The 17,870-nt window shown below is 66.1% G+C and carries 16 protein-coding genes and 1 pseudogene; 13 read left to right on the top strand and 4 right to left on the bottom strand.

Going from position 1 to position 17,870, the window contains the following annotated elements; translation table 11 throughout:
* The first annotated feature begins 35 nt into the window (after window positions 1–35).
* From LL962_RS18545 to LL962_RS18500, 10 genes are all read left to right on the top strand, one after another.
* Window positions 36–617, top strand: a complete 582-nt coding sequence (locus LL962_RS18545; protein ID WP_104588353.1) for an RNA polymerase sigma factor — start codon at window positions 36–38, stop codon at window positions 615–617.
* Window positions 614–1,255, top strand: coding sequence for an anti-sigma factor family protein (locus LL962_RS18540; RefSeq protein WP_228317975.1), 642 nt, complete (start codon window positions 614–616; stop codon window positions 1,253–1,255). Before LL962_RS18545 ends, LL962_RS18540 begins: the two co-directional genes overlap by 4 nt.
* A complete protein-coding gene (locus tag LL962_RS18535) occupies window positions 1,252–2,571 on the top strand; it encodes a S8 family serine peptidase (RefSeq protein WP_228317974.1) in 1,320 nt (439 codons plus the stop codon). The genes LL962_RS18540 and LL962_RS18535 overlap by 4 nt, the downstream gene beginning before the upstream one ends.
* 10 nt (window positions 2,572–2,581) lie before the next feature.
* Window positions 2,582–3,340 carry a heme ABC transporter permease gene (locus tag LL962_RS18530; RefSeq protein WP_104588270.1) on the top strand — a complete coding sequence of 253 codons (759 nt, stop codon included), beginning with the start codon at window positions 2,582–2,584 and terminating at the stop codon, window positions 3,338–3,340.
* A complete protein-coding gene (ccmD, locus tag LL962_RS18525) occupies window positions 3,337–3,543 on the top strand; it encodes a heme exporter protein CcmD (RefSeq protein WP_228317973.1) in 207 nt (68 codons plus the stop codon). The genes LL962_RS18530 and ccmD overlap by 4 nt, the downstream gene beginning before the upstream one ends.
* Window positions 3,540–4,010: a cytochrome c maturation protein CcmE gene (ccmE, locus tag LL962_RS18520; RefSeq protein ID WP_228317972.1), complete on the top strand. Its 471-nt coding sequence runs from the start codon at window positions 3,540–3,542 to the stop codon at window positions 4,008–4,010. The genes ccmD and ccmE overlap by 4 nt, the downstream gene beginning before the upstream one ends.
* Before the next feature lie 62 nt (window positions 4,011–4,072).
* A complete protein-coding gene (locus tag LL962_RS18515; RefSeq protein ID WP_104588267.1) occupies window positions 4,073–6,061 on the top strand; it encodes a heme lyase CcmF/NrfE family subunit in 1,989 nt (662 codons plus the stop codon).
* A complete protein-coding gene (locus LL962_RS18510) occupies window positions 6,058–6,600 on the top strand; it encodes a DsbE family thiol:disulfide interchange protein (RefSeq protein WP_228317971.1) in 543 nt (180 codons plus the stop codon). The genes LL962_RS18515 and LL962_RS18510 overlap by 4 nt, the downstream gene beginning before the upstream one ends.
* On the top strand, window positions 6,597–7,082 hold the full coding sequence (locus tag LL962_RS18505) for a cytochrome c-type biogenesis protein (RefSeq protein WP_228317970.1): 486 nt from the start codon (window positions 6,597–6,599) through the stop codon (window positions 7,080–7,082). Before LL962_RS18510 ends, LL962_RS18505 begins: the two co-directional genes overlap by 4 nt.
* Window positions 7,076–7,786 (top strand): tetratricopeptide repeat protein, encoded by a 711-nt coding sequence (locus LL962_RS18500; RefSeq protein ID WP_228317969.1) that lies wholly within the window; start codon window positions 7,076–7,078, stop codon window positions 7,784–7,786. Before LL962_RS18505 ends, LL962_RS18500 begins: the two co-directional genes overlap by 7 nt.
* 162 nt (window positions 7,787–7,948) lie before the next feature.
* Here the strand turns inward: LL962_RS18500 and LL962_RS18495 are convergent, their stop codons facing one another.
* The 3 genes from LL962_RS18495 to LL962_RS18485 all read right to left on the bottom strand — a co-directional run bounded on the left by LL962_RS18495 (window position 7,949) and on the right by LL962_RS18485 (window position 12,070).
* A complete protein-coding gene (locus tag LL962_RS18495) occupies window positions 7,949–10,021 on the bottom strand; it encodes a hybrid sensor histidine kinase/response regulator (protein ID WP_228317968.1) in 2,073 nt (690 codons plus the stop codon).
* On the bottom strand, window positions 10,011–11,522 hold the full coding sequence (locus tag LL962_RS18490) for an ATPase domain-containing protein (protein ID WP_228317967.1): 1,512 nt from the start codon (window positions 11,520–11,522) through the stop codon (window positions 10,011–10,013). The genes LL962_RS18495 and LL962_RS18490 overlap by 11 nt, the downstream gene beginning before the upstream one ends.
* A gap of 266 nt (window positions 11,523–11,788) precedes the next feature.
* Window positions 11,789–12,070 (bottom strand): hypothetical protein, encoded by a 282-nt coding sequence (locus LL962_RS18485; RefSeq protein ID WP_228317995.1) that lies wholly within the window; start codon window positions 12,068–12,070, stop codon window positions 11,789–11,791.
* On the opposite strand from LL962_RS18485, the gene LL962_RS18480 reads away from it, so the two are divergent.
* The 3 genes from LL962_RS18480 (at window position 11,957) to LL962_RS18470 (ending at window position 16,064) form a co-directional block, all read left to right on the top strand.
* Window positions 11,957–12,421: a MarR family winged helix-turn-helix transcriptional regulator gene (locus tag LL962_RS18480; protein ID WP_228317966.1), complete on the top strand. Its 465-nt coding sequence runs from the start codon at window positions 11,957–11,959 to the stop codon at window positions 12,419–12,421. The genes LL962_RS18485 and LL962_RS18480 overlap by 114 nt on opposite strands.
* A 37-nt stretch (window positions 12,422–12,458) precedes the next feature.
* Window positions 12,459–13,643 carry an FAD-dependent monooxygenase gene (locus tag LL962_RS18475; RefSeq protein WP_228317965.1) on the top strand — a complete coding sequence of 395 codons (1,185 nt, stop codon included), beginning with the start codon at window positions 12,459–12,461 and terminating at the stop codon, window positions 13,641–13,643.
* A gap of 309 nt (window positions 13,644–13,952) precedes the next feature.
* Window positions 13,953–16,064, top strand: coding sequence for a methyl-accepting chemotaxis protein (locus LL962_RS18470; RefSeq protein ID WP_228317964.1), 2,112 nt, complete (start codon window positions 13,953–13,955; stop codon window positions 16,062–16,064).
* Window positions 16,065–16,320: 256 nt separating this feature from the next.
* Here the strand turns inward: LL962_RS18470 and LL962_RS18465 are convergent.
* Window positions 16,321–17,727 (bottom strand): annotated as a pseudogene (locus LL962_RS18465) (DUF3320 domain-containing protein); the annotation flags it as partial.
* Between the last annotated feature and the right edge of the window lie 143 nt (window positions 17,728–17,870).

The following is a 17,870-nucleotide window of genomic DNA, read 5'->3' as shown; positions in this document are numbered from 1 at the left end:
GGCACTGACAGGCGTCCAAAGCCATGCCCGATGCGATGACTACCTCCGACACCCTGGGTGATGCGACCGACCGGATGCTGCTGCGTCGCATGGCGGCCGGCGATCGCGATGCCCTGGCCAGCATGTACCACAGCTATCACGGCCGGCTGTGCCGGTTCCTGTCGCGGTTGACCCGTCGCCCCGACATCATCGAAGAGGCCATCAACGACTGTTTCTGGATCGCTTGGCAGAAGGCGGGCGACTTCCGCGGCGACTCCCAGGTCTCCACCTGGATCATGGGCATCGCCTACCGCTGCGGGCTCAAGTGCCTGCGCCAGCACGACGGCGACGGCATCGACGATACCGCCCAGGTGGAGGATCACGCGCCCAGCGCCGACGACAACGACGATCGCGAACTGCGTGACTGGCTGGACAAGGGCATGGAACGGCTGTCGCCGGATCAGCGACTGGTGATCGAACTGGTCTACGGCGTCGGCCACAAGCTCGAAGAAGTCGCCGACATCATGCAGTGCCCGCTGGGCACGATCAAAGCCCGGCTATTCCACGCCCGGGTCAAATTACGCAATGTGCTGCCCGGCCTGGCCGGTAGCGCCCCTTATTCGGAGACACTGCTATGAAGACCTTCTTCATCGCGCCTGGCAAGGAATGCTCGCACGCTTGGGAACTGATGCCAGCGGTGCTGCTGGATAACGCCACCGAGGAAGAAAACAGCTGGCTGATCGCGCATGTGGCCAAGTGCAGCGCGTGCAGCGCAGAGTTCGCCCAGCAAAGCCGCTTGCGTCAGGCGCTCGCGCTGCCCTCGGCAGTGGCCGTAGACCCCGATGCCGGTCTGCAGCGATTGCTCGGCCGGCTGGATACGGCCGAACGATCCGTCGCCGCAGCACCCACCGCGCGCCGCACCGGCAGTTGGACCGTGCGGGCGCTGGCTGCCGCGGCCCTGGTCCAGGCCATCGGCCTGGGCGTCATGGGCGTCAAGCTGGCCTCGCCCGCTCCAGCGCACGACTATCGCACGCTCAGCACCCCGGCTGCAGCGCCGGTGTCGCAAGGCGCCATCCGCGTGGTGCCCGATGCCGGGATGACCGTCGCCGACTGGGACCGCCTGCTGCATGCGCAGCAGTTGCAGGTGGTCGGCGGACCCAATGCGATGGGCGCCTACACCGTGGTGCCTGCCGCGCCGCAGTCGTCGCAGCAGACCCTGCAGCAGTTGCGCGCCACGCCGGGCATCCGGCTGGCGGAGATCGTCTCGGCGCCATGAAGCGGTCTCTCTTCCTCGGCGGCATTGCCGCGCTGATCGGCCTGTGCGCGCAGCTGGTTGCGCAGGCCACGACCACACCGCCGCCGTCAGCGCAGCCTGCCGACCGCACCGATGCGACGGCGGAAACGAACACGCCTGACAGCAGCCGCGACATCCTGCTGGCGGTGGCCAATCCGCTCAGCGCGCCGCCGGCGCGTGCCGGCTCCAGCCTGATCGGCTATGCCTCCAGTTACTACGGCGCCGGTCAGAAGGCCGCCGCGCGCATGCAGGCCATCAAACAGCGCTACCACCTGCGCGAAGTGTCCGGCTGGCCCATCACCTCGCTGGGCCTGTACTGCGCCGTGCTGCAGCCGCCACAAGGGGTTTCGCGCGACGAGCTGGTCAGCGCGTTGGCCGACGACGACGGCGTGGAACTGGTGCAGCCGGTCCAGGAATTCTCGGTGTTCTCCACCGATGCCTCGGACAGGCACACGCCGCTGTCCGGCTACAACGATCCATACGTGGACATGCAGCGCGGCTTCATCGCCACCGATGCGGCCAGCGCGCAGACCGTCACCCAGGGCCGTGGCGTGGTGGTGGCGGTGGTCGATACCGGCGTGGACATCAGCCATCCCGATCTGAAGGCGCGCATCCGCGAGGTGCACGACCTGGTCGGCGACACCCAAGCAGGCTCCAGCACCGATTCGCATGGCACCGAAGTCGCGGGAATCATCGCTGCCGGCAGCAACAACCACCAGGGGATCGTGGGCATGGCACCCAAGGCCATGCTGAGCATCTACAAGGCGTGCTGGTATGCGCCCACGGTCGGCGCCACCGCACGTTGCAACACCTTCACCCTGGCCAAGGCGCTCGCGGCGATCAACGACAGCTCCGCGCGCGTGGTCAACCTCAGCCTGGGCGGCCCGGCCGATCCGCTGCTGAGCAGGATGCTGCTGCGTCTGGTCAAACAGGGCCGCATCGTGATCGCGGCGATGCCGCCGAACGGGCGCCTGGATGGGTTTCCCAACGATGTGCCCGGCGTGTTGGTGGTGCGCAGCAGCGGCGCCGGCGCCGTCATGCCCGGGGTGCTGAGCGCGCCCGGCAACGACATCCTGACCACCCAGCCCAACGGACGCTACGACTTCACGTCCGGCTCGTCGATGGCCACCGCGCACGTCAGCGGCACGGTCGCGCTGCTGTTGTCGATGTCGCCATCGATCGATGCCAGCGCGCTGCGCGAGCTCCTGCAGCGCACCAGCAAGGTCAGCGAAGGCCAGCTGCAGGTCAATGCCGGCGCCGCAGTCGATGCGCTGTCGCCTTCCAGACATTCCAACTGACGACACCGGCATGGCCAAGTGGATCCCGTTGTGGCTGCACAAGCTCGGCTCACCGCCGATCTTCTACCGCGTTGCCGGCAGCGTGCGCCCATGGGCGCTGGCGCTGGCGCTGCTGCTCGGCGCGGTGGCTGCCTACGGCGGGCTGGTGCTGGCGCCACCGGACTACCAGCAACGCGACGCCTACCGCATCATCTTCGTCCATGTGCCCAGCGCCTGGATGAGCCTGTTCGTCTACGCGGCGATGGGCGCCTCGGCTTTCGTCGCGTTGGTATGGCGGATCAAGCTCGCCGAAGTGGCCACCATGGCCTCGGCGCCGATCGGCGCGGCCTTCACCTTCATCACCCTGTGCACCGGCTCGCTGTGGGGCAAGCCGATGTGGGGCACCTGGTGGACCTGGGATGCGCGGCTGACCTCGGAGCTGTTGCTGCTGTTCCTGTATCTGGGCGTACTTGGCCTGTATCACGCGGTGGAAGACCGCCGCCAGGCGATGCGCGCTGCCGGATTGCTCGCCCTGGTGGGCCTGGTGAACCTGCCCATCGTGCATTACTCGGTGGTGTGGTGGAACACGCTGCATCAAGGCTCCACCGTGCGCCTGCTCGGCCCCTCCAGGATCGGCATGGAAATGCTGTGGCCGCTGCTGACCATGATGCTGGCCACCAAGTGCTATTACATCGCCAGCCTGTGCGGACGCATGCGCGTGGAACTGCTGGCGCTGGAAACCGGCAAGGACTGGGTGCGCCGCATCGTGCTGACCGAGCGCACCGCATGAGCAGCCTGCTGGCCATGGGCGGATACGGTCACTACGTGTGGACGGCCTATGCGCTGTTCGTGCTGGTGCTGGCTGCCGACCTCGCAGCGCCCTGGCTGCGCCGCCGGCGTCTGCCGCGCGAACTGCGCGGCCGGTTGCAGCGGCAGGCGCCACGCAGTTCGCGTGAGACAGCGGCCCCGACGCTGGAGCGAGACGTGCCATGAATGCCACCCGCAAACAACGCCTGTGGCTGGTGATCGGCGTGCTCGCCGCCGCCGTACTGGCCGTGACGCTGATCGTGCTGGCGCTGCAGCGGAACATGAGCTACCTGTTCACCCCCAGCCAGGTCCGTGCCGGTGAGGCATCCGGTTATCGGCAGTTTCGCCTGGGTGGCATGGTCAAGGCCGGCTCGATCCAGCGCGCCAGCGACTCGTTGAAGGTGAGCTTCACGGTCATCGACAAGCACGCAGCCACCCAGGTCGACTACACGGGCATCCTGCCGGACCTGTTTCGCGACAACCAATCGGTGATCGCCAACGGGCGCATGCAGGGCGGGCGTTTCGTCGCCACCGAAGTGCTGGCCAAGCACGACGAAACCTACATGCCGAAAGAACTCAAGGACGCGATGGCCGAAGGCCATGTCGGCAAACCGATTCCCGCCACCGCCGCGCCGTTGACCACTCCGCGTTGATGCGGCGCCAGCCGCGTCGCCCCGCACCGATGACCTCCTCCTGCCGCAGCGTGTGACTTCCCATGACGCCTGAACTCGGCCAGATCGCATTGATCCTGGCGCTGCTGCTCTCGCTCGCACAGGGCGTGTTGCCGCTGATCGGTGCCTGGCGCGGCAGCGCCGCGCTGATGAGCATTGCGCGGCCTGCCGCCGCCGGTCAGGCGGTGTTCGTGTGGATGGCGTTCGGCCTGCTGGCCTGGTCGCTGTTGTCGCTGGACTTTTCGGTGGCCTATGTCGCCGCCAACGCCAACCATGCCCTGCCCTGGTACTACCGCGTCGCGGCGGTCTGGGGCGCGCACGAAGGCTCGCTGCTGCTGTGGATCGCCATCCTGTCCACCTGGACGGTCTTGCTGGCCGCTCGCAGCCGGCATCTGCCGCAGCATTTCGCCGCCCGCGTGCTGGCAGTGCTGGGACTGATCTCGATGGGCTTTCTTGCCTTCATCCTGTTCACCTCCAACCCGTTCGGGCGGCTGTCGCCGATTCCGCTGGATGGCACCGAACTCAATCCGGTGCTGCAGGATCCGGGCATGACCTTCCACCCACCGGTGCTGTACACCGGGTATGTCGGGTTTTCGGTGGCGTTCGCGTTTGCGGTGGCGGCCCTGCTTGGCGGCGAACTGGAACAGGCCTGGGTGCGCTGGGCGCGACCATGGACCAATGTGGCCTGGGCCTGCCTCACCGCCGGCATCGTCGCCGGCAGCTGGTGGGCGTATGCGGAACTGGGCTGGGGCGGCTGGTGGTTCTGGGACCCGGTGGAAAACGCCAGTTTCATGCCGTGGCTGGTCGGCACCGCCTTGATCCACACCCAGGCGGTCACCGAAAAACGCGGCAGCCTGCGCGCCTGGACCATCCTGCTGTCGATCCTGGCGTTTTCGCTGTCGTTGCTGGGCACCTTCCTGGTGCGCTCGGGCGTACTGACCTCGGTGCACGCGTTCGCTGCCGATCCGCGACGCGGCCTGTACATCCTGATGTTTCTGATCGCGGTGGTCGGCGGCTCGTTGCTGCTGTACGCGCTGCGCGCGCCCAGGATCGCCAGCGGCAAGCCCTTCGCCGCAGTCTCGCGCGAGACCGGCATTCTCGTCGGCAACCTGCTGCTGACCGTTGCCGCAGCGATGGTATTGCTGGGCACCTTGTTTCCGTTGATCGCCGACGCATTCGGCATCGGCAAGGTCTCGGTCGGCCCGCCCTACTTCGGCCTGCTGTTCCCGCTGTTGATGCTGCCGGTGGTGTTGCTGTTGCCGTTCGGCCCGTACCTGCGCTGGGGCAAGGCCGAGACAGCGCCGTTGAAGGCCTTCGGCACGCGTGCCGGCATCGCGGCGATCGCCTGTGCGCTGGCCGGCACTGCGTTCGCCGATGGCCAGGCCAAGGCGATCGCCGGCATCGGCGTGGCGGCCTGGGTGGCCGCCGGCACGGCGCTGTACGTGGTCAAGCGCTGGCGCGAGTTGCCGCGCGGGCGGCGCTTTCCGGCCGAAATGGCCGGCATGCTGCTCGCACACGCGGGCGTGGCGGTGTTCGTGGCCGGCGTGCTGGTGTCCGAAAGCCTGTCGGTGGAGCGCGACGTGCGGCTGTCGCCGGGCCAGAGCACGCAGGTCGCCGGCTACAGCTTCCGCTTCGACGGTGTGCAGCTGGTGGACGGGCCGAACTGGAAGGCCGAACAAGGCAGCGTGCAGGTCAGCCGCGATGGCCAGGTCGTCGCCCACCTGCATCCGCAAAAACGCCTGTACAGCAGCGAGCGCATCCAGACCGAATCGGCGATCGATCCCGGCATCACCCGCGACCTGTACGTAGCGCTGGGCGAGCCGCTGGACGATCAGCACATCGAAAACGACTGGACGCTGCGGCTGTACTACAAACCCTTCATTCGCTGGATCTGGGGCGGCGGCCTGCTGATGATGCTGGGTGGGTTCGTCAGCGCCTGCGCCCGCCGCTTCCGCGCGCCGGCACCGGCCGGCAACACCGTGATCCCATCCGCTCCCGATGGCCTGGCCATCGCACAGGAGTCGCACCCGTGAACCGCATGCTGCCCCTGCTGGGCTTCGTGTTGATGGCCGCCCTGTTCGGCTTCGGCATCTACTGGACCAGCCAGCACAACCCGCGCGAGGTGCCGTCGCCGCTGATCGGCAAGCCGGCCCCCGCGTTCTCGCTGCCGCAGTTGGATCGACCGCAGCAGCAGATCACCCGCGAGCAATTGCTGGGCAAGGCCTACGTGCTCAACGTGTTCGGCAGCTGGTGCGCCGAATGCGTGCACGAACACCCGGTGCTGATGGCGCAGGCCAGCCGTCTCGGGGTGCCCCTGATCGGCTACAACTACAAGGACGCACCCACCGACGCCAAGGCGTGGCTGGCCCGCCATGGCAATCCGTATTCGGTGGTGATCGCCGATGAGCAGGGGCAGACCGCGATCGACTTCGGCGTCTACGGCGCACCGGAAAGTTTCCTGATCGATGCGCAGGGCAGGATCCGTTACAAGCACATCGGTGTACTCACGCCCGGGGTCATCGACCGCGAACTGCTGCCGGCCATCGCCGCGCTGCGCGAGCGTGCACCGTGAGCACGCGGCACCGCCCTCTGCCATGGTACTGGCGCCGGCAGGGCCGGCAACTGCGCCTGCTGCTGATCCTGTGGCTGGGCGTGCTGCTCGCCCCTTCGCTGTGGGCGCAGGCGGTGGACCCGCTGCCGTTCAAGAACCGCGGCGAAGAAGTGCGTTACCAGCGGCTGACCGCGCAACTGCGTTGCCTGGTGTGCCAGAACGAGAACCTGGCCGATTCCAACGCCAGCCTCGCCCGCGACCTGCGCCACCAGGTGTTCGCACAACTGCAGGCCGGCCGGAGCGACGCACAGATCAAGCAGTACATGGTCGAGCGCTATTCGGATTTCGTGTTGTACGACCCGCCGGTCACACGCGGCACCTGGCTGCTGTGGTTCGGGCCGGCGCTGCTGCTGGGCGCGGGCGCGGGCATGCTGATCCACACCGTGCGCAGGCGCGCCCGCCTGGGAATGCCGGCGGCGGCGCAGGCCGAGGACGAATGGTGATGGCCGGCTTCCTGTTCGCCACTGCCGCACTGGTGGTCGCTGCCGTGCTGCTGCTCTTGCTGCCGCTGCTGCGCCATCGCACGCACGCCGGCATCCGGCGCTTTGGCCTGCCGCTGGTGCTGGCACTGGGTCTGCCATTGGCCACTGCCGGTCTGTATCAGATGGTGGGAACGCCGCAGGCGATCGCGCCGCGCACCTACGCAGCGCCCAGCCCCCTCGGCTCGCCTTCCCCATCCGCTGCCGCCGACAATGCACCGGCACCGGACCCCAACGCTGCCGAACAGGCGCAGTGGCAGGCGCTGGACGCCTGGATGCAGCAAGCCAGAACGCACGAGCGCAACGACCGGCCCGCTCAGGCGCGCGATGCCTATGCGCAGGCGCTCAAGATCGCCCCCGATACCAGTGCCGCCATCGTGGGCTGGATCGCGGCCGACATGGCCACCCGCAGCGACTTCGCCATCGATGCCGGCGCGCGCACGCGGCTGCAGCAGGTGGTCGCCCGGGAGCCGGACAACCAGCGCGGCCTGTGGCTGCTGGGCATCAGCGATTTCCAGCAGCACGCGTACGCGGCCGCCACTGCGCACTGGCGCCACCTGCATGGATTGCTGGAGGACGGCTCGCCGATGCAGCAGGCGGTCGCCGAGAAGATTGCGGTGGCCGAATCGATGGCACGTGCGCGGCAGGCCGCGCCGGCCGCACGCTGACTCGCAGGCGACGCGCTGCCCCACTGCCCGTGGGCGACGGCGCGGCGGACCAACCAGCGCGCTCCAGCGCCTGGATGTACCGCACCGTGCCTGCCGTTGCCCATCACAGCGCGGCATGGCGGCCCGCCCCTACGCACAGCGCGCCGGCTGCGCACTGCCGGCTCAGACGGACGGGCCCAGCACCTCGTGCAGCTTTGCGCTGAACTCGCCCAGCGTGAAGGGTTTGGCGATCATGCTCATGCCTTCACCCAGGAACTCGCCGCGATCGCGTGCGGTTTCGGCGTAGCCGGTCATGAAGATCACCGGCAGATCGCCACGCGACTGCCGCGCAATCTCCGCCAGTTGGCGCCCGTTGAGCCCGGGCAGCCCGACGTCGGTGACCAGCACATCGATCCGTCGCGGCGAGGACAGAATGGGCAGCGCGGCGTCGGCATCGGCCACCACTTCGGCCTGATAGCCCAGCTCGCCGAGCAGTTCGGTGATCAGCAAACGCACCTGTTCGTCGTCTTCCACCACCAGCACCTGCTGGCCCTGCCCGGCACGTACCGCTCCGTCCTGTGCCTGCGGTTGCGCGGCCTGCACGCTGGCCCCGACCGGCAAATACAAGCTGACCGTCGTGCCGGCGCCCGGTTGCGATTCCACCCACACCTGGCCGTTGGACTGCTGCATGAAGCCATAGATCATCGACATGCCCAGACCGGTGCCCTGCCCGATCGGCTTGGTGGTGTAGAACGGCTCGAACACGCGCTCCAGCACGTCGGCCGGCATGCCGGTGCCGGTGTCGGCCACCGACACCACTGCGTAGTCGCCCGGTGCCAGCGCAACGCCGCGACCGAGTTCCAGCGGTTGCTCGGCGACCTGCACATGCCGCGTGGCGATGCACAGCTGCCCACCATCGGGCATCGCGTCGCGGGCGTTGATGGCCAGGTTGAGCAGTGCGCTCTCCAGCTGGTTCTCGTCCACATACGCCGGCGGCAGTTCCTGGCACAACGCGGTCTCCAGGCGTACCGACTCGCCCAGCGTGCGCGCCAGCAGCTCCTGCAGCGACACCACCAGGTCGTTGACCTGCAGATGCCGCGCCTCCAGCGACTGCCGCCGCGAAAACGCCAGCAAGCGCTGGGTCAGCGCGGCCGCGCGCAGGCCCGATGCCGAGGCGACATCCAGGAAGCGGCCCAGCCCATCGAACCGCCCCTGGTCGATGCGCAGCCGCGCCAGGTCCAGCGCCGACAGGATGCCGGTGAGCATGTTGTTGAAATCGTGCGCGATCCCGCCGGTGAGCTGGCCCACCGCTTCCATCTTCTGCGCCTGGCGTAGCGCCGCCTCGCTGGATTCGCGCGCCTGCATCTGCTGCTGCAGCTCGGCGGTGCGTTCGGCCACCTTGGCCTCGAGCAGGCTGGCCTGCTGCTGGATCGATTCCATCGCCATCATGCGCGCGGTCACGTCGGTCGCGAACACATGGAACCCATCGACCTGGCCGCTCGCGTCCCGGCGCGGCATGTAGCGGATCTCCGCATCGCGACGGCGTCCGTCCGCGTGCGGCCAGCGCGTTTCCACGGTCAACGCCTGCCCGGCCAGCGCCGCTTCGATCCAGCCGCGGCGCTCGGCCACCACCGCAGGCCCCACCACATCCACCAGTGGCCGTCCGATCACCTCTGCCGGCGGGATGCCGATCCAGTCTTCATACGCGCGGTTGGCGAAGCGGTACACCAGATGCTTGTCGATGAAGGCGATCAGCACCGGCAGTGCATCGGTGACGCGGCGCAGCTCCGCTTCGCTGGCAGCCAGCGCGGCCCGGCCCTCGGCCAGCTGCGCCATCTGATCGCGGATCAGCAACTGTTTCTGTCGCGAGCGCAGCGCCGTGGAGATAGCGCTCAGCAACGACGCCGAACTCAGCGGGCGCTCCAGTTCGATGACATTGGACATCTCCGGCAGCGGACCAGCGCGGCGCCCTTGATACGCACCGCGCGGCGCACGCAGCAGCACGAAGGGAATATCCGACCACGCTGCCTGGCCTTGCAGGCTCCGCCGCAACGGCAGCAGGTCCCCGCTCACCGCTTCTTCGGTCAACACGACAACGCCCGAGCTGTCGCACAGGTCCCTGGCCAAGGCCACCAGCGATCCATACACCCGTCGCGTCAGCCCCCGCTCGCCGGCGATTGCGGCAATGCTCTCGGCGTCGCGTCCGAACGGCGCAATGATGTGGACGATCGCGCCATCCGCAGCGTCACTGGCCAATGACAGGATCCAGTAGCGGCTCGTCGACGCCCACCAACTGCGGCGTACCGGTCAGGACACCATGGAACTTCTCCAGCGGCCGGCTCAGGCTCAGGCCACCGCTGCCGATATGCAGCTCCCGGATCGAATCCTCGTGCGCGCCGCTCCGGTTCTTGAGCACCGACAACGCCTTGCGGACACGCCCTTGCGCTTCGAAAAAGCGAAACAGCACCACGGTGTCGGCCATGTAGGAGACATTGAGGCTGCCGGTCGCCATCGTGCCCACCAGGCCCTGCTGCGGATTGACCAGGAACGTGGTCACACCGCTCTGGTTGAGATACGAGAGCAGCTCGTGCAACTGCAGCATCAGCTGCTTCTCCTGCGGCATCGAGGTCAGGTAGCCATTGAGACTATCGATCACCAGGATGCGGCAGTCGCGCTCTTCCACGCTGGCCCGCACTGCCCAGGCGAACTCGCCCGGGGTCAGCTCGGCCGGATCCATCTGGTGCAGCTCCAGCACTCCCGACGCCAGGTGTTTGCGCAAGTCCATGCCCAGACCATCGGCACGCGTGAGCAAGGTGCCGGTCCGCTCGTCGAATTCCAGCACGCAACAATGTTCGCCGCGTTCGCAGGCCGCACTCACGTACTGCAGTGCCACGTTGGTCTTGCCCGAGCCGGCCGGCCCGGTCAACAGCGTACTGGTACCGCGCAGCGGGCCGCCGTGCAGCAGCGCATCGATGCGCTGCACACCGCTGGAGACCGCTTCACCGACGAACGGAACATGATGATTCGAGGCGATCAGCCGCGGGTAGATGCACAGGCCGCCGGTCGCGATGGCGACGTCGTGATAACCGGCGATGAAATCGACCCCGCGCAGCTTCTGCACCTGCATCCGCCGCCGCGCCGCCCCGAAGTCCAGCGTCATGCGCTCCAGCGAAATCACTCCATGACACAGGCTGTGCAGATGCGCATCGCGCTGACCGTATTCGCCGGTGAGATCGTCCACCAGGAACACGGTGATGTTGCGCGGCGCGAAAAATTGCTTGAGCGCCAGCACCTGCCGCCGGTAGCGCAACGAATCCTGCGCCAACAGCCGCAGCTCGGACAGGGAATCGAACACGACCCGCGTCGGCTTGACCCGGTCCACCTCGGCCTGGATGAGCTTGATGGTGCCATCCAGCTCCATCTCCCACGGATGCAGGATCGACTGCTGGCGCCCATCGCCCAGGAACGCTTCGGCCGAGGCGAGTTCGAAGACATGCAGCGGCTGCATCGACCACGCATGCGAGGCAGCCACCTCGGTGAGCTCGTCGATAGTCTCGGACAGGGTCACATACAGGCAACTCTCGCCCCGGGCCGCGCCTTCGAGCAGGAACTGCAGCGCCATCGTGGTCTTGCCCGAGCCGGGCTGACCTTCGAGCAGATACAGTCGGTTGGCCGGCAGGCCACCGCGGAGAATGCTGTCGAGCCCCGCTGTCCCGGTCGTGATGCGGTTTGCAAACATAGGCTTCACATTTTCCATCCCTTCAATTTATCACGCCCGCACTCCCCGGCCCCGCGCACGCCTGAATAGATCAGCTTGTTTGGTCGACACTCCGCAGCCTGTCCACCTGCAGACGTGATCGTCGTGCATTTCCGCTGCGTGCGCCATGGATACGCACCGAGGGATGCCTCATTCGGTTGGTACCTCGGCAGCGGTGCGACAACGCTCTGCTATCTGCATGCGTGAGGTCATCGACGAGCGCATCGCGCGTTGTTGCGATTGCCGAGGGACAGCAGTGAACGAGATCACGGAGCAGCGCACGCACTTTCGCTGACAGCGGACAACAATGCCCTTCTTGCGATCGCAACGACCTGTTCGCTCACGCCTGCGACGGCGCTGATCCAGATCTCCCTCTGCAAGGTGCGCGCCGATAAAATTGGACGCAGGCCAAGGAACTCCGCACGGTTGCAGACATGCACAATCACGACGACTTCATCCACCCGCAGGCGGCCGTGGCGCCCGGCTACCTGGCCAATCACGCCGCACGGGTCTTCAACCGGCTGGTCGACGCGCAGCTGCGCCCCCATGGTGTCTCGCTGGCATTGATCGGCCCGATCATGCTGCTGTCCTGGAAAGGCCCGATGCTGCAGCGTGATCTGGTCACCGCCTCGGCAGTGAAACAACCGGCGATGGTGGCATTGCTGGAGAAGCTCGAAGGCCTGAAGTTGATCAAGCGCGTGCCCACGCCGCAGGACCGCCGCGCCGCGCTGGTTTCCCTCACCGCACGCGGCCGCAAGATTGCCGCAATCGGCGGTCAGGTCCTGATCGACATGAACGCGGACGCCCTGCGCGGTTTCTCCAAGGATGAGGCCGCCCGGATCGTCGTGCTCATGCAGCGCCTGATCGGCAACATGGAGGCGCGCGGTCAAAAGATGTAATATCACCTCTGATATTCATTGCTCGAGGTGATTCGGCATGACGCGGCGCATTCTCATCACCGGCGCGAGCATTGCCGGCAATACCGCTGCCTGGGCGCTGGCACGGCTGGGTGTCGAGGTCACGGTAGTGGAGCAGGCTCCGCACTTCCGCGACGGCGGCCAGAACATCGACGTCCGCGGCGTCGGCCGCCAGGTATTGCAGCGCATGTCGCTGGAACAGGATGCGCTCGACCAGGGCACCGGCGAGGAAGGCACGGCCTGGATCGACGCACACGGCAATGCCGTTGCAACCTTCAAGACCGATGATCTGGACGGTGACGGCCCCACCGCCGAACTGGAGATCCTGCGTGGCGATCTCGCGCGCCTGGTGTACGGCGCCGCGCGCGATACCGTTGCCTATCGCTTCGGCGACCGCATCACCCGCATCGACGACGGCGCGGACGCGGCAACGGTCACCTTCCAGAGCGGGCGCTGCGACCGCTTCGATGCGGTGATCGTGGCCGAAGGCGTTGGCTCGTCCACCCGCGATCTCCTCTTTCCAGGCGAAAACGAACCGCGCTGGATGGACCTGACCATTGCCTACTTCACCATCGCACGCACGGCCGACGACGACCGCCTGTGGCGCTGGTATCACACCACCGGTGGCCGCAGCATTTCATTGCGCCCGGACCGGCATGGGACCACCCGCGCCATGCTCTCGCTGCAAAAACCTCCCGAGGGCGAGCAGGACTGGAGCGTTGCCAGACAGCAGGCCTATCTGCGCGAGCGCTTCGCCGATGCCGGCTGGCAGGCGGCCCGGGTGCTGGAAGGCATGGACACCACCGACGACTTCTACTTCGACGTGCTGCGCCAGGTGCGCATGCCACGCTGGCGCAAGGGCCGCGTTCTGCTGACCGGCGACGCCGCCTGGTGCGTGACCCCGTTGGGTGGCCTCGGAGCCACCTTGGCAATCACCGGCGGCTATGTGCTGGCCAATGAAATCGCGCGTGGGCACAGCCTGGAAGACGCCGCTGCGGCATACGAGGCTGCCATGCGCCCGATGGTGGACAGCGTGCAGGGCATTCCCAAGCTCGGGCCACGGCTGATGAACCCACACAGCCGGCTCGGCATTCATCTGCTCCACGCCGCCCTGAAACTCGCCAGCCAGCCCAGCGTGCAGAATCTGGCGGTTCCGCTGATGACACCGTCGATCGAGGAACCGGATCTGTCGCGCTACGACTGAGCCAGCCCAGGGGCAACAGCGCCAGAGCCCACCATCGCCACCCGATGATCGCCAGCAAGCGGCGACCGGCGTTGCCTGGCTGCCGCTGCATCCCCGCATGCGGCTCTGCCCACGGCAGGACGCCAATCAGAGCTGAATCGGCGTCCTTTAGCAGGTCAAGAACCAAAGGCCGAGGCCGCTAACCAACATTGCGCGCATTTCCCGTGTGCAGGCCCGTCGTGCCCACCGGCGGCGTCGCCTCGCCTGCTCTCCACTCCTGCCACGGCCGGGGTGCCCTCTTCTCCCGCCAGTCGGATCGTCGATCTTCCCATGCATCTGCTTTCGAATCTGCGCATTGGCCAGCGCCTGGCCCTCGGCTTTCTCTCGCTCATCGTGCTGATGGTGATCCTCACCGTGGTCGGCATCCAGCGTGTCCGCAGTATCGACCGGCAACTCACCGCCATCAATGAGGTCAACAGCGTCAAACAGCGCTATGCGATCAATTTCCGCGGCAGCGTGCACGACCGCGCGATCGCCTTGCGCGATGTGGTCCTGATGAAGGACCCGGCAGATCGCCACGCTGCCGAGCAATCGATCGACAAGCTCGCCGCCGACTATGCCCGCTCGGCGCAGCCGCTGGACGACATGCTCGCCGCGTCTACCGATGGCAACGAGAAGGCCATCCTCGAACGGATCAAGTCCATCGAGCAGCGCACCATGCCGCTGATCGCGCAGGTGCGTGCATCTCGCGAGGCCGAAGACACATCGAACGCGGAGCAGCAATTGCTGCAACAGGCACGACCGGCCTTCATCGACTGGCTGGCCAGCATCAATGCCTTCATCGACCTGCAGGAAGCCAAGAACCGTGCAGCCGCCAAGGACGCCGTCGCCACCGCGCGTGGCTTCGCCATGCTGATGGTGCTGTCCACTGTCGTTGCCTTGCTGCTGGGCGCAGCCATCGCCTTCCTGCTGACCCGCAGCGTGGTGCTGCCACTGCGCCAATCGCTGCAGCTGGCACAGCGCATCAGTCAAGGCGACCTGCGCAGCACGGACATCGGCGCGCGCAATGACGAATCCGGCCAGCTGCTGCGCGCCATGCAACAGATGCAACGCCGCCTGCAGGAAGTGATTTCGGCCCAGCGCGACATGGCCGCGCGCCACGATGCGGGCCAGATCAGCTATCGCACCGACGCCCAGCGCTTCCCCGGCGAATACGGCCACATGGTGCAGGACACCAACGCGCTGGTGGACGCGCACGTGCAGACCCAGCTCCGCATGACCGAGGTCATGGGCCGTTATGCAGTCGGCGACCTGGCACCGGAGATCGAGCACTACCCTGGCGAAAAGGCCACCATCACTACCACCATGCAGCAGGTGAAACAGAACCTGCGCGCCATCAACGCGCAGATCCACGCATTGACGCAGGCCGCCTGCGCCGGCGACTTCGCGCTGCGCGGCCAGCCGGAGGCCTTCGAGCACGATTTCCGCCTGATGGTGGAGAACCTCAACACCATGATGGCCACCGCCGACACCAACCTGGCCAGGTTCTCCGAACTGTTGCGTGCCATCGCCGACGGCGACCTCACCGTGCGCATGTCCGGCAATTTCCATGGCGTATTCGCGGCCATGCGCGATGACGCCAACAGCACCGTGCACCGGCTCACCGACATCGTCACCCAGATCCAGACCACCTCCAACAGCATCGGTTTCGCTGCCGAAGACATCGCCAGCGGCAATCAGGAACTGGCGCGCCGTAGCGAACAACAGGCCGCCAGCCTCGAAGAAACGGCCGCCTCGATGGAGGAGCTGACCTCCACCGTCAAGCAGAATGCCGAACACGCCGGCCGCGCCAACCAGCTCGCGCTCGGCGCCGCCGCCATCGCCTCGCAGGGTCGCGACGTGGTCGGCCAGGTGATCGCGACCATGACCGGCATCGAGGACGCCTCCAAGCGCATCGCCGACATCATCTCCGTCATCGATGGCATCGCCTTCCAGACCAATATCCTCGCGCTCAACGCCGCCGTCGAGGCCGCACGCGCCGGCGAACAGGGCCGCGGATTCGCGGTGGTCGCATCGGAAGTACGCACCCTTTCGCATCGCTCGTCGGACGCAGCCAAGGAAATCAAGCGACTGATCGACGACTCGGTGCAGCGCGTCGCCGATGGCTCGGCGCTGGTGCACAAGGCCGGCACCACCATGGGCGAGGTCGTCACCAGCGTCCAGCACGTCACCGACATCATGGGCCACATCTCCGCCGCCTCGCAGGAACAGGCCGGCGGCATCGAACAGGTCACCCACACCATCGCCCAGATGGACGAAACCACCCAGCAAAACGTTCGCCTGGTCGAAGCGGCAAGCACCGCCGCGCGCACGCTGGAAGACCACTCCACGCACCTCAGCCGCGCGGTCGAGGTGTTCAAGGTCAACGCTGGGGTGATGTGAGATGCCGGCATTTCCTGCCGGCCATCACGCAGCTGCGAAAGTATGGGACAGAGCGTGTGACGCATCGCCGAGGCTCGAAAAAGATGGGCTGCTCAAGGCTTTGCGTCTATAACTGGCGGAGAGAGTGGGATGTGAAGTAATACCCCTAACCCACTGATTTGCAAGAAAAAAACAGACCAGATTGTGTGCTGGTGTGTGTCTGGCAAGTTTAGAGTCACCCGAGATCAGCGGCAAGTGCGAAGACTTCAGCGGCAGGTCAGGGCATCACCAAAAGATCTCCCTTTGACGCCAATCGCCCCGCCCCGACGAGCGCTTCACAGCGATCAAGAATGACCCTGCGAAGTTGTGGGCTCGTGCTCTTGTAGCCGAGCTGCCGCGAGACCATCGTCACCAACTCCTCAGCCTTCGCGCCCAGATTGTCTTGCACGAGCTTGATCAGAGCCGCATCGATTTCGGAAGGAGGCAAGAATTCTGGCCGGCGCAGGGTCAGTGACTCGACCATAGAACGGTCCCGCACGCGGACCTCTTTCCTCGGAATGGCCAAGAAGTCCTTGTCGACGATCTGCACCCCACCCAGCGACACTACCGACCCAATCGCCTCTTCAACCGCCTGTTGGATGCGCGAGCCAGCACGCTGCAAGCCCCAAAGCGTCCGGGCGCGCGTGACGACCTCGCTGCGATGAATGGGGCTTTCCACCTCAACGATCTGACGCACGATGGTGGCGAGTTGTCCTATTGGGGCCAGATGCAATTCGAATTGATTGCTTGGCACTGTAAAGGACGCCTCGATGTAAGGCTCAGTGTCCGGCGGACTTAGCGCCTCGATGAGTCCCATCTCAGTGACCTCACCGCGATCGACGGTGAGAATCTCCACTGGCACCGCACGGTGCGAAGACTTGGGACTTGGCTCTAAGGTGCCTGACTCCGACTTCGCTCTTTCAATGGCTACCACAAGTTTTTCAAGCTCTGCCTCAGGACGGTGGAACCAGTCCGAACTCCAAATCCGATAAACCTGCCAGCCCTTGTCGCGCAGCACGCTGTCACGCAAGCGATCGCGATCGCGCGCGCTTCTGGCATCTCGATACGACTGCCCGTCACACTCAATGCCTAAAATGTAGCGCCCAGGCTCCTCTGGATTAGACACCGCAATGTCGACGAAGAAGCCAGCAAGGCCCACATCGGTGTGCAGATCGTAGCCTCGCGCGCGAAGTGCTTGGGCCACCTCTTGTTCGAATACGCTGTGCTTAGCGTCTCGCGCCTGGGTGGCGAGGGTAAGGCGGCCCGTCCTTGCGTAGTTCAAGAAGAGCTTTAAAGCAAAGGTGCCCTTACCCTTGGCACGATCGGTGTCGATATCTTCATCGGTGATCGAGGTAAAGACCTCGCAACGCGATTTGGCGCGGCTGATGAGCACATTCAAGCGCCGCTCGCCGCCGTCATTACTCACAGGACCGAAATTCATCGTGATGTGGCGCTGCGCATCACGCCCATAGCCCACAGAAATATAGATGACATCGCGCTCATCACCTTGGATGTTCTCCAAACTCTTCACAAAGAAGGGCTCTGCTGGATGATCGGCGAAGAACCCTTCCGTTTCCGGGTGCTGGCGGCGCAAGAGTTCGAGTTCATCCAAAATGGCGCGGCGCTGGGCTGTCGAGAAGGTCGTGAACCGCCCCGGGAACCCCAGAGGCTCCATTACTTGAGAAGATGGAGCCATGAGCAGAGCAAGCAGGTTTTCCCCAGAGGTCCGGGAGCGATCGGTGAAGATGGTGCTGGAGCACCAGGGCGGGTACGCGTCGCAGTGGTCGG

Origin of the sequence: Xanthomonas sp. NCPPB 1067 (genome assembly GCF_020783795.1) — a bacterium.
GTDB classification, from domain to species: Bacteria; Pseudomonadota; Gammaproteobacteria; order Xanthomonadales; family Xanthomonadaceae; genus Xanthomonas; species Xanthomonas melonis.
Note: the sequence above shows the minus strand (reverse complement) of the source record. Positions and strands in the feature narration are given on the sequence as shown.

Coding starts and splice junctions, on each gene's coding strand:
- LL962_RS18470 (WP_228317964.1), top strand. CDS start 13,953: ATGCATCTGCTTTCGAATCTGCGCATTGGCCAGCGCCTGGCCCTCGGC.
- LL962_RS18480 (WP_228317966.1), top strand. CDS start 11,957: ATGCACAATCACGACGACTTCATCCACCCGCAGGCGGCCGTGGCGCCC.
- ccmD (WP_228317973.1), top strand. CDS start 3,337: ATGAGCAGCCTGCTGGCCATGGGCGGATACGGTCACTACGTGTGGACG.
- LL962_RS18500 (WP_228317969.1), top strand. CDS start 7,076: ATGGTGATGGCCGGCTTCCTGTTCGCCACTGCCGCACTGGTGGTCGCT.
- LL962_RS18490 (WP_228317967.1), bottom strand. CDS start 11,522: ATGGAAAATGTGAAGCCTATGTTTGCAAACCGCATCACGACCGGGACA.
- LL962_RS18485 (WP_228317995.1), bottom strand. CDS start 12,070: ATGGGGGCGCAGCTGCGCGTCGACCAGCCGGTTGAAGACCCGTGCGGC.
- LL962_RS18545 (WP_104588353.1), top strand. CDS start 36: ATGACTACCTCCGACACCCTGGGTGATGCGACCGACCGGATGCTGCTG.
- ccmE (WP_228317972.1), top strand. CDS start 3,540: ATGAATGCCACCCGCAAACAACGCCTGTGGCTGGTGATCGGCGTGCTC.
- LL962_RS18530 (WP_104588270.1), top strand. CDS start 2,582: ATGGCCAAGTGGATCCCGTTGTGGCTGCACAAGCTCGGCTCACCGCCG.
- LL962_RS18515 (WP_104588267.1), top strand. CDS start 4,073: ATGACGCCTGAACTCGGCCAGATCGCATTGATCCTGGCGCTGCTGCTC.
- LL962_RS18540 (WP_228317975.1), top strand. CDS start 614: ATGAAGACCTTCTTCATCGCGCCTGGCAAGGAATGCTCGCACGCTTGG.
- LL962_RS18475 (WP_228317965.1), top strand. CDS start 12,459: ATGACGCGGCGCATTCTCATCACCGGCGCGAGCATTGCCGGCAATACC.
- LL962_RS18535 (WP_228317974.1), top strand. CDS start 1,252: ATGAAGCGGTCTCTCTTCCTCGGCGGCATTGCCGCGCTGATCGGCCTG.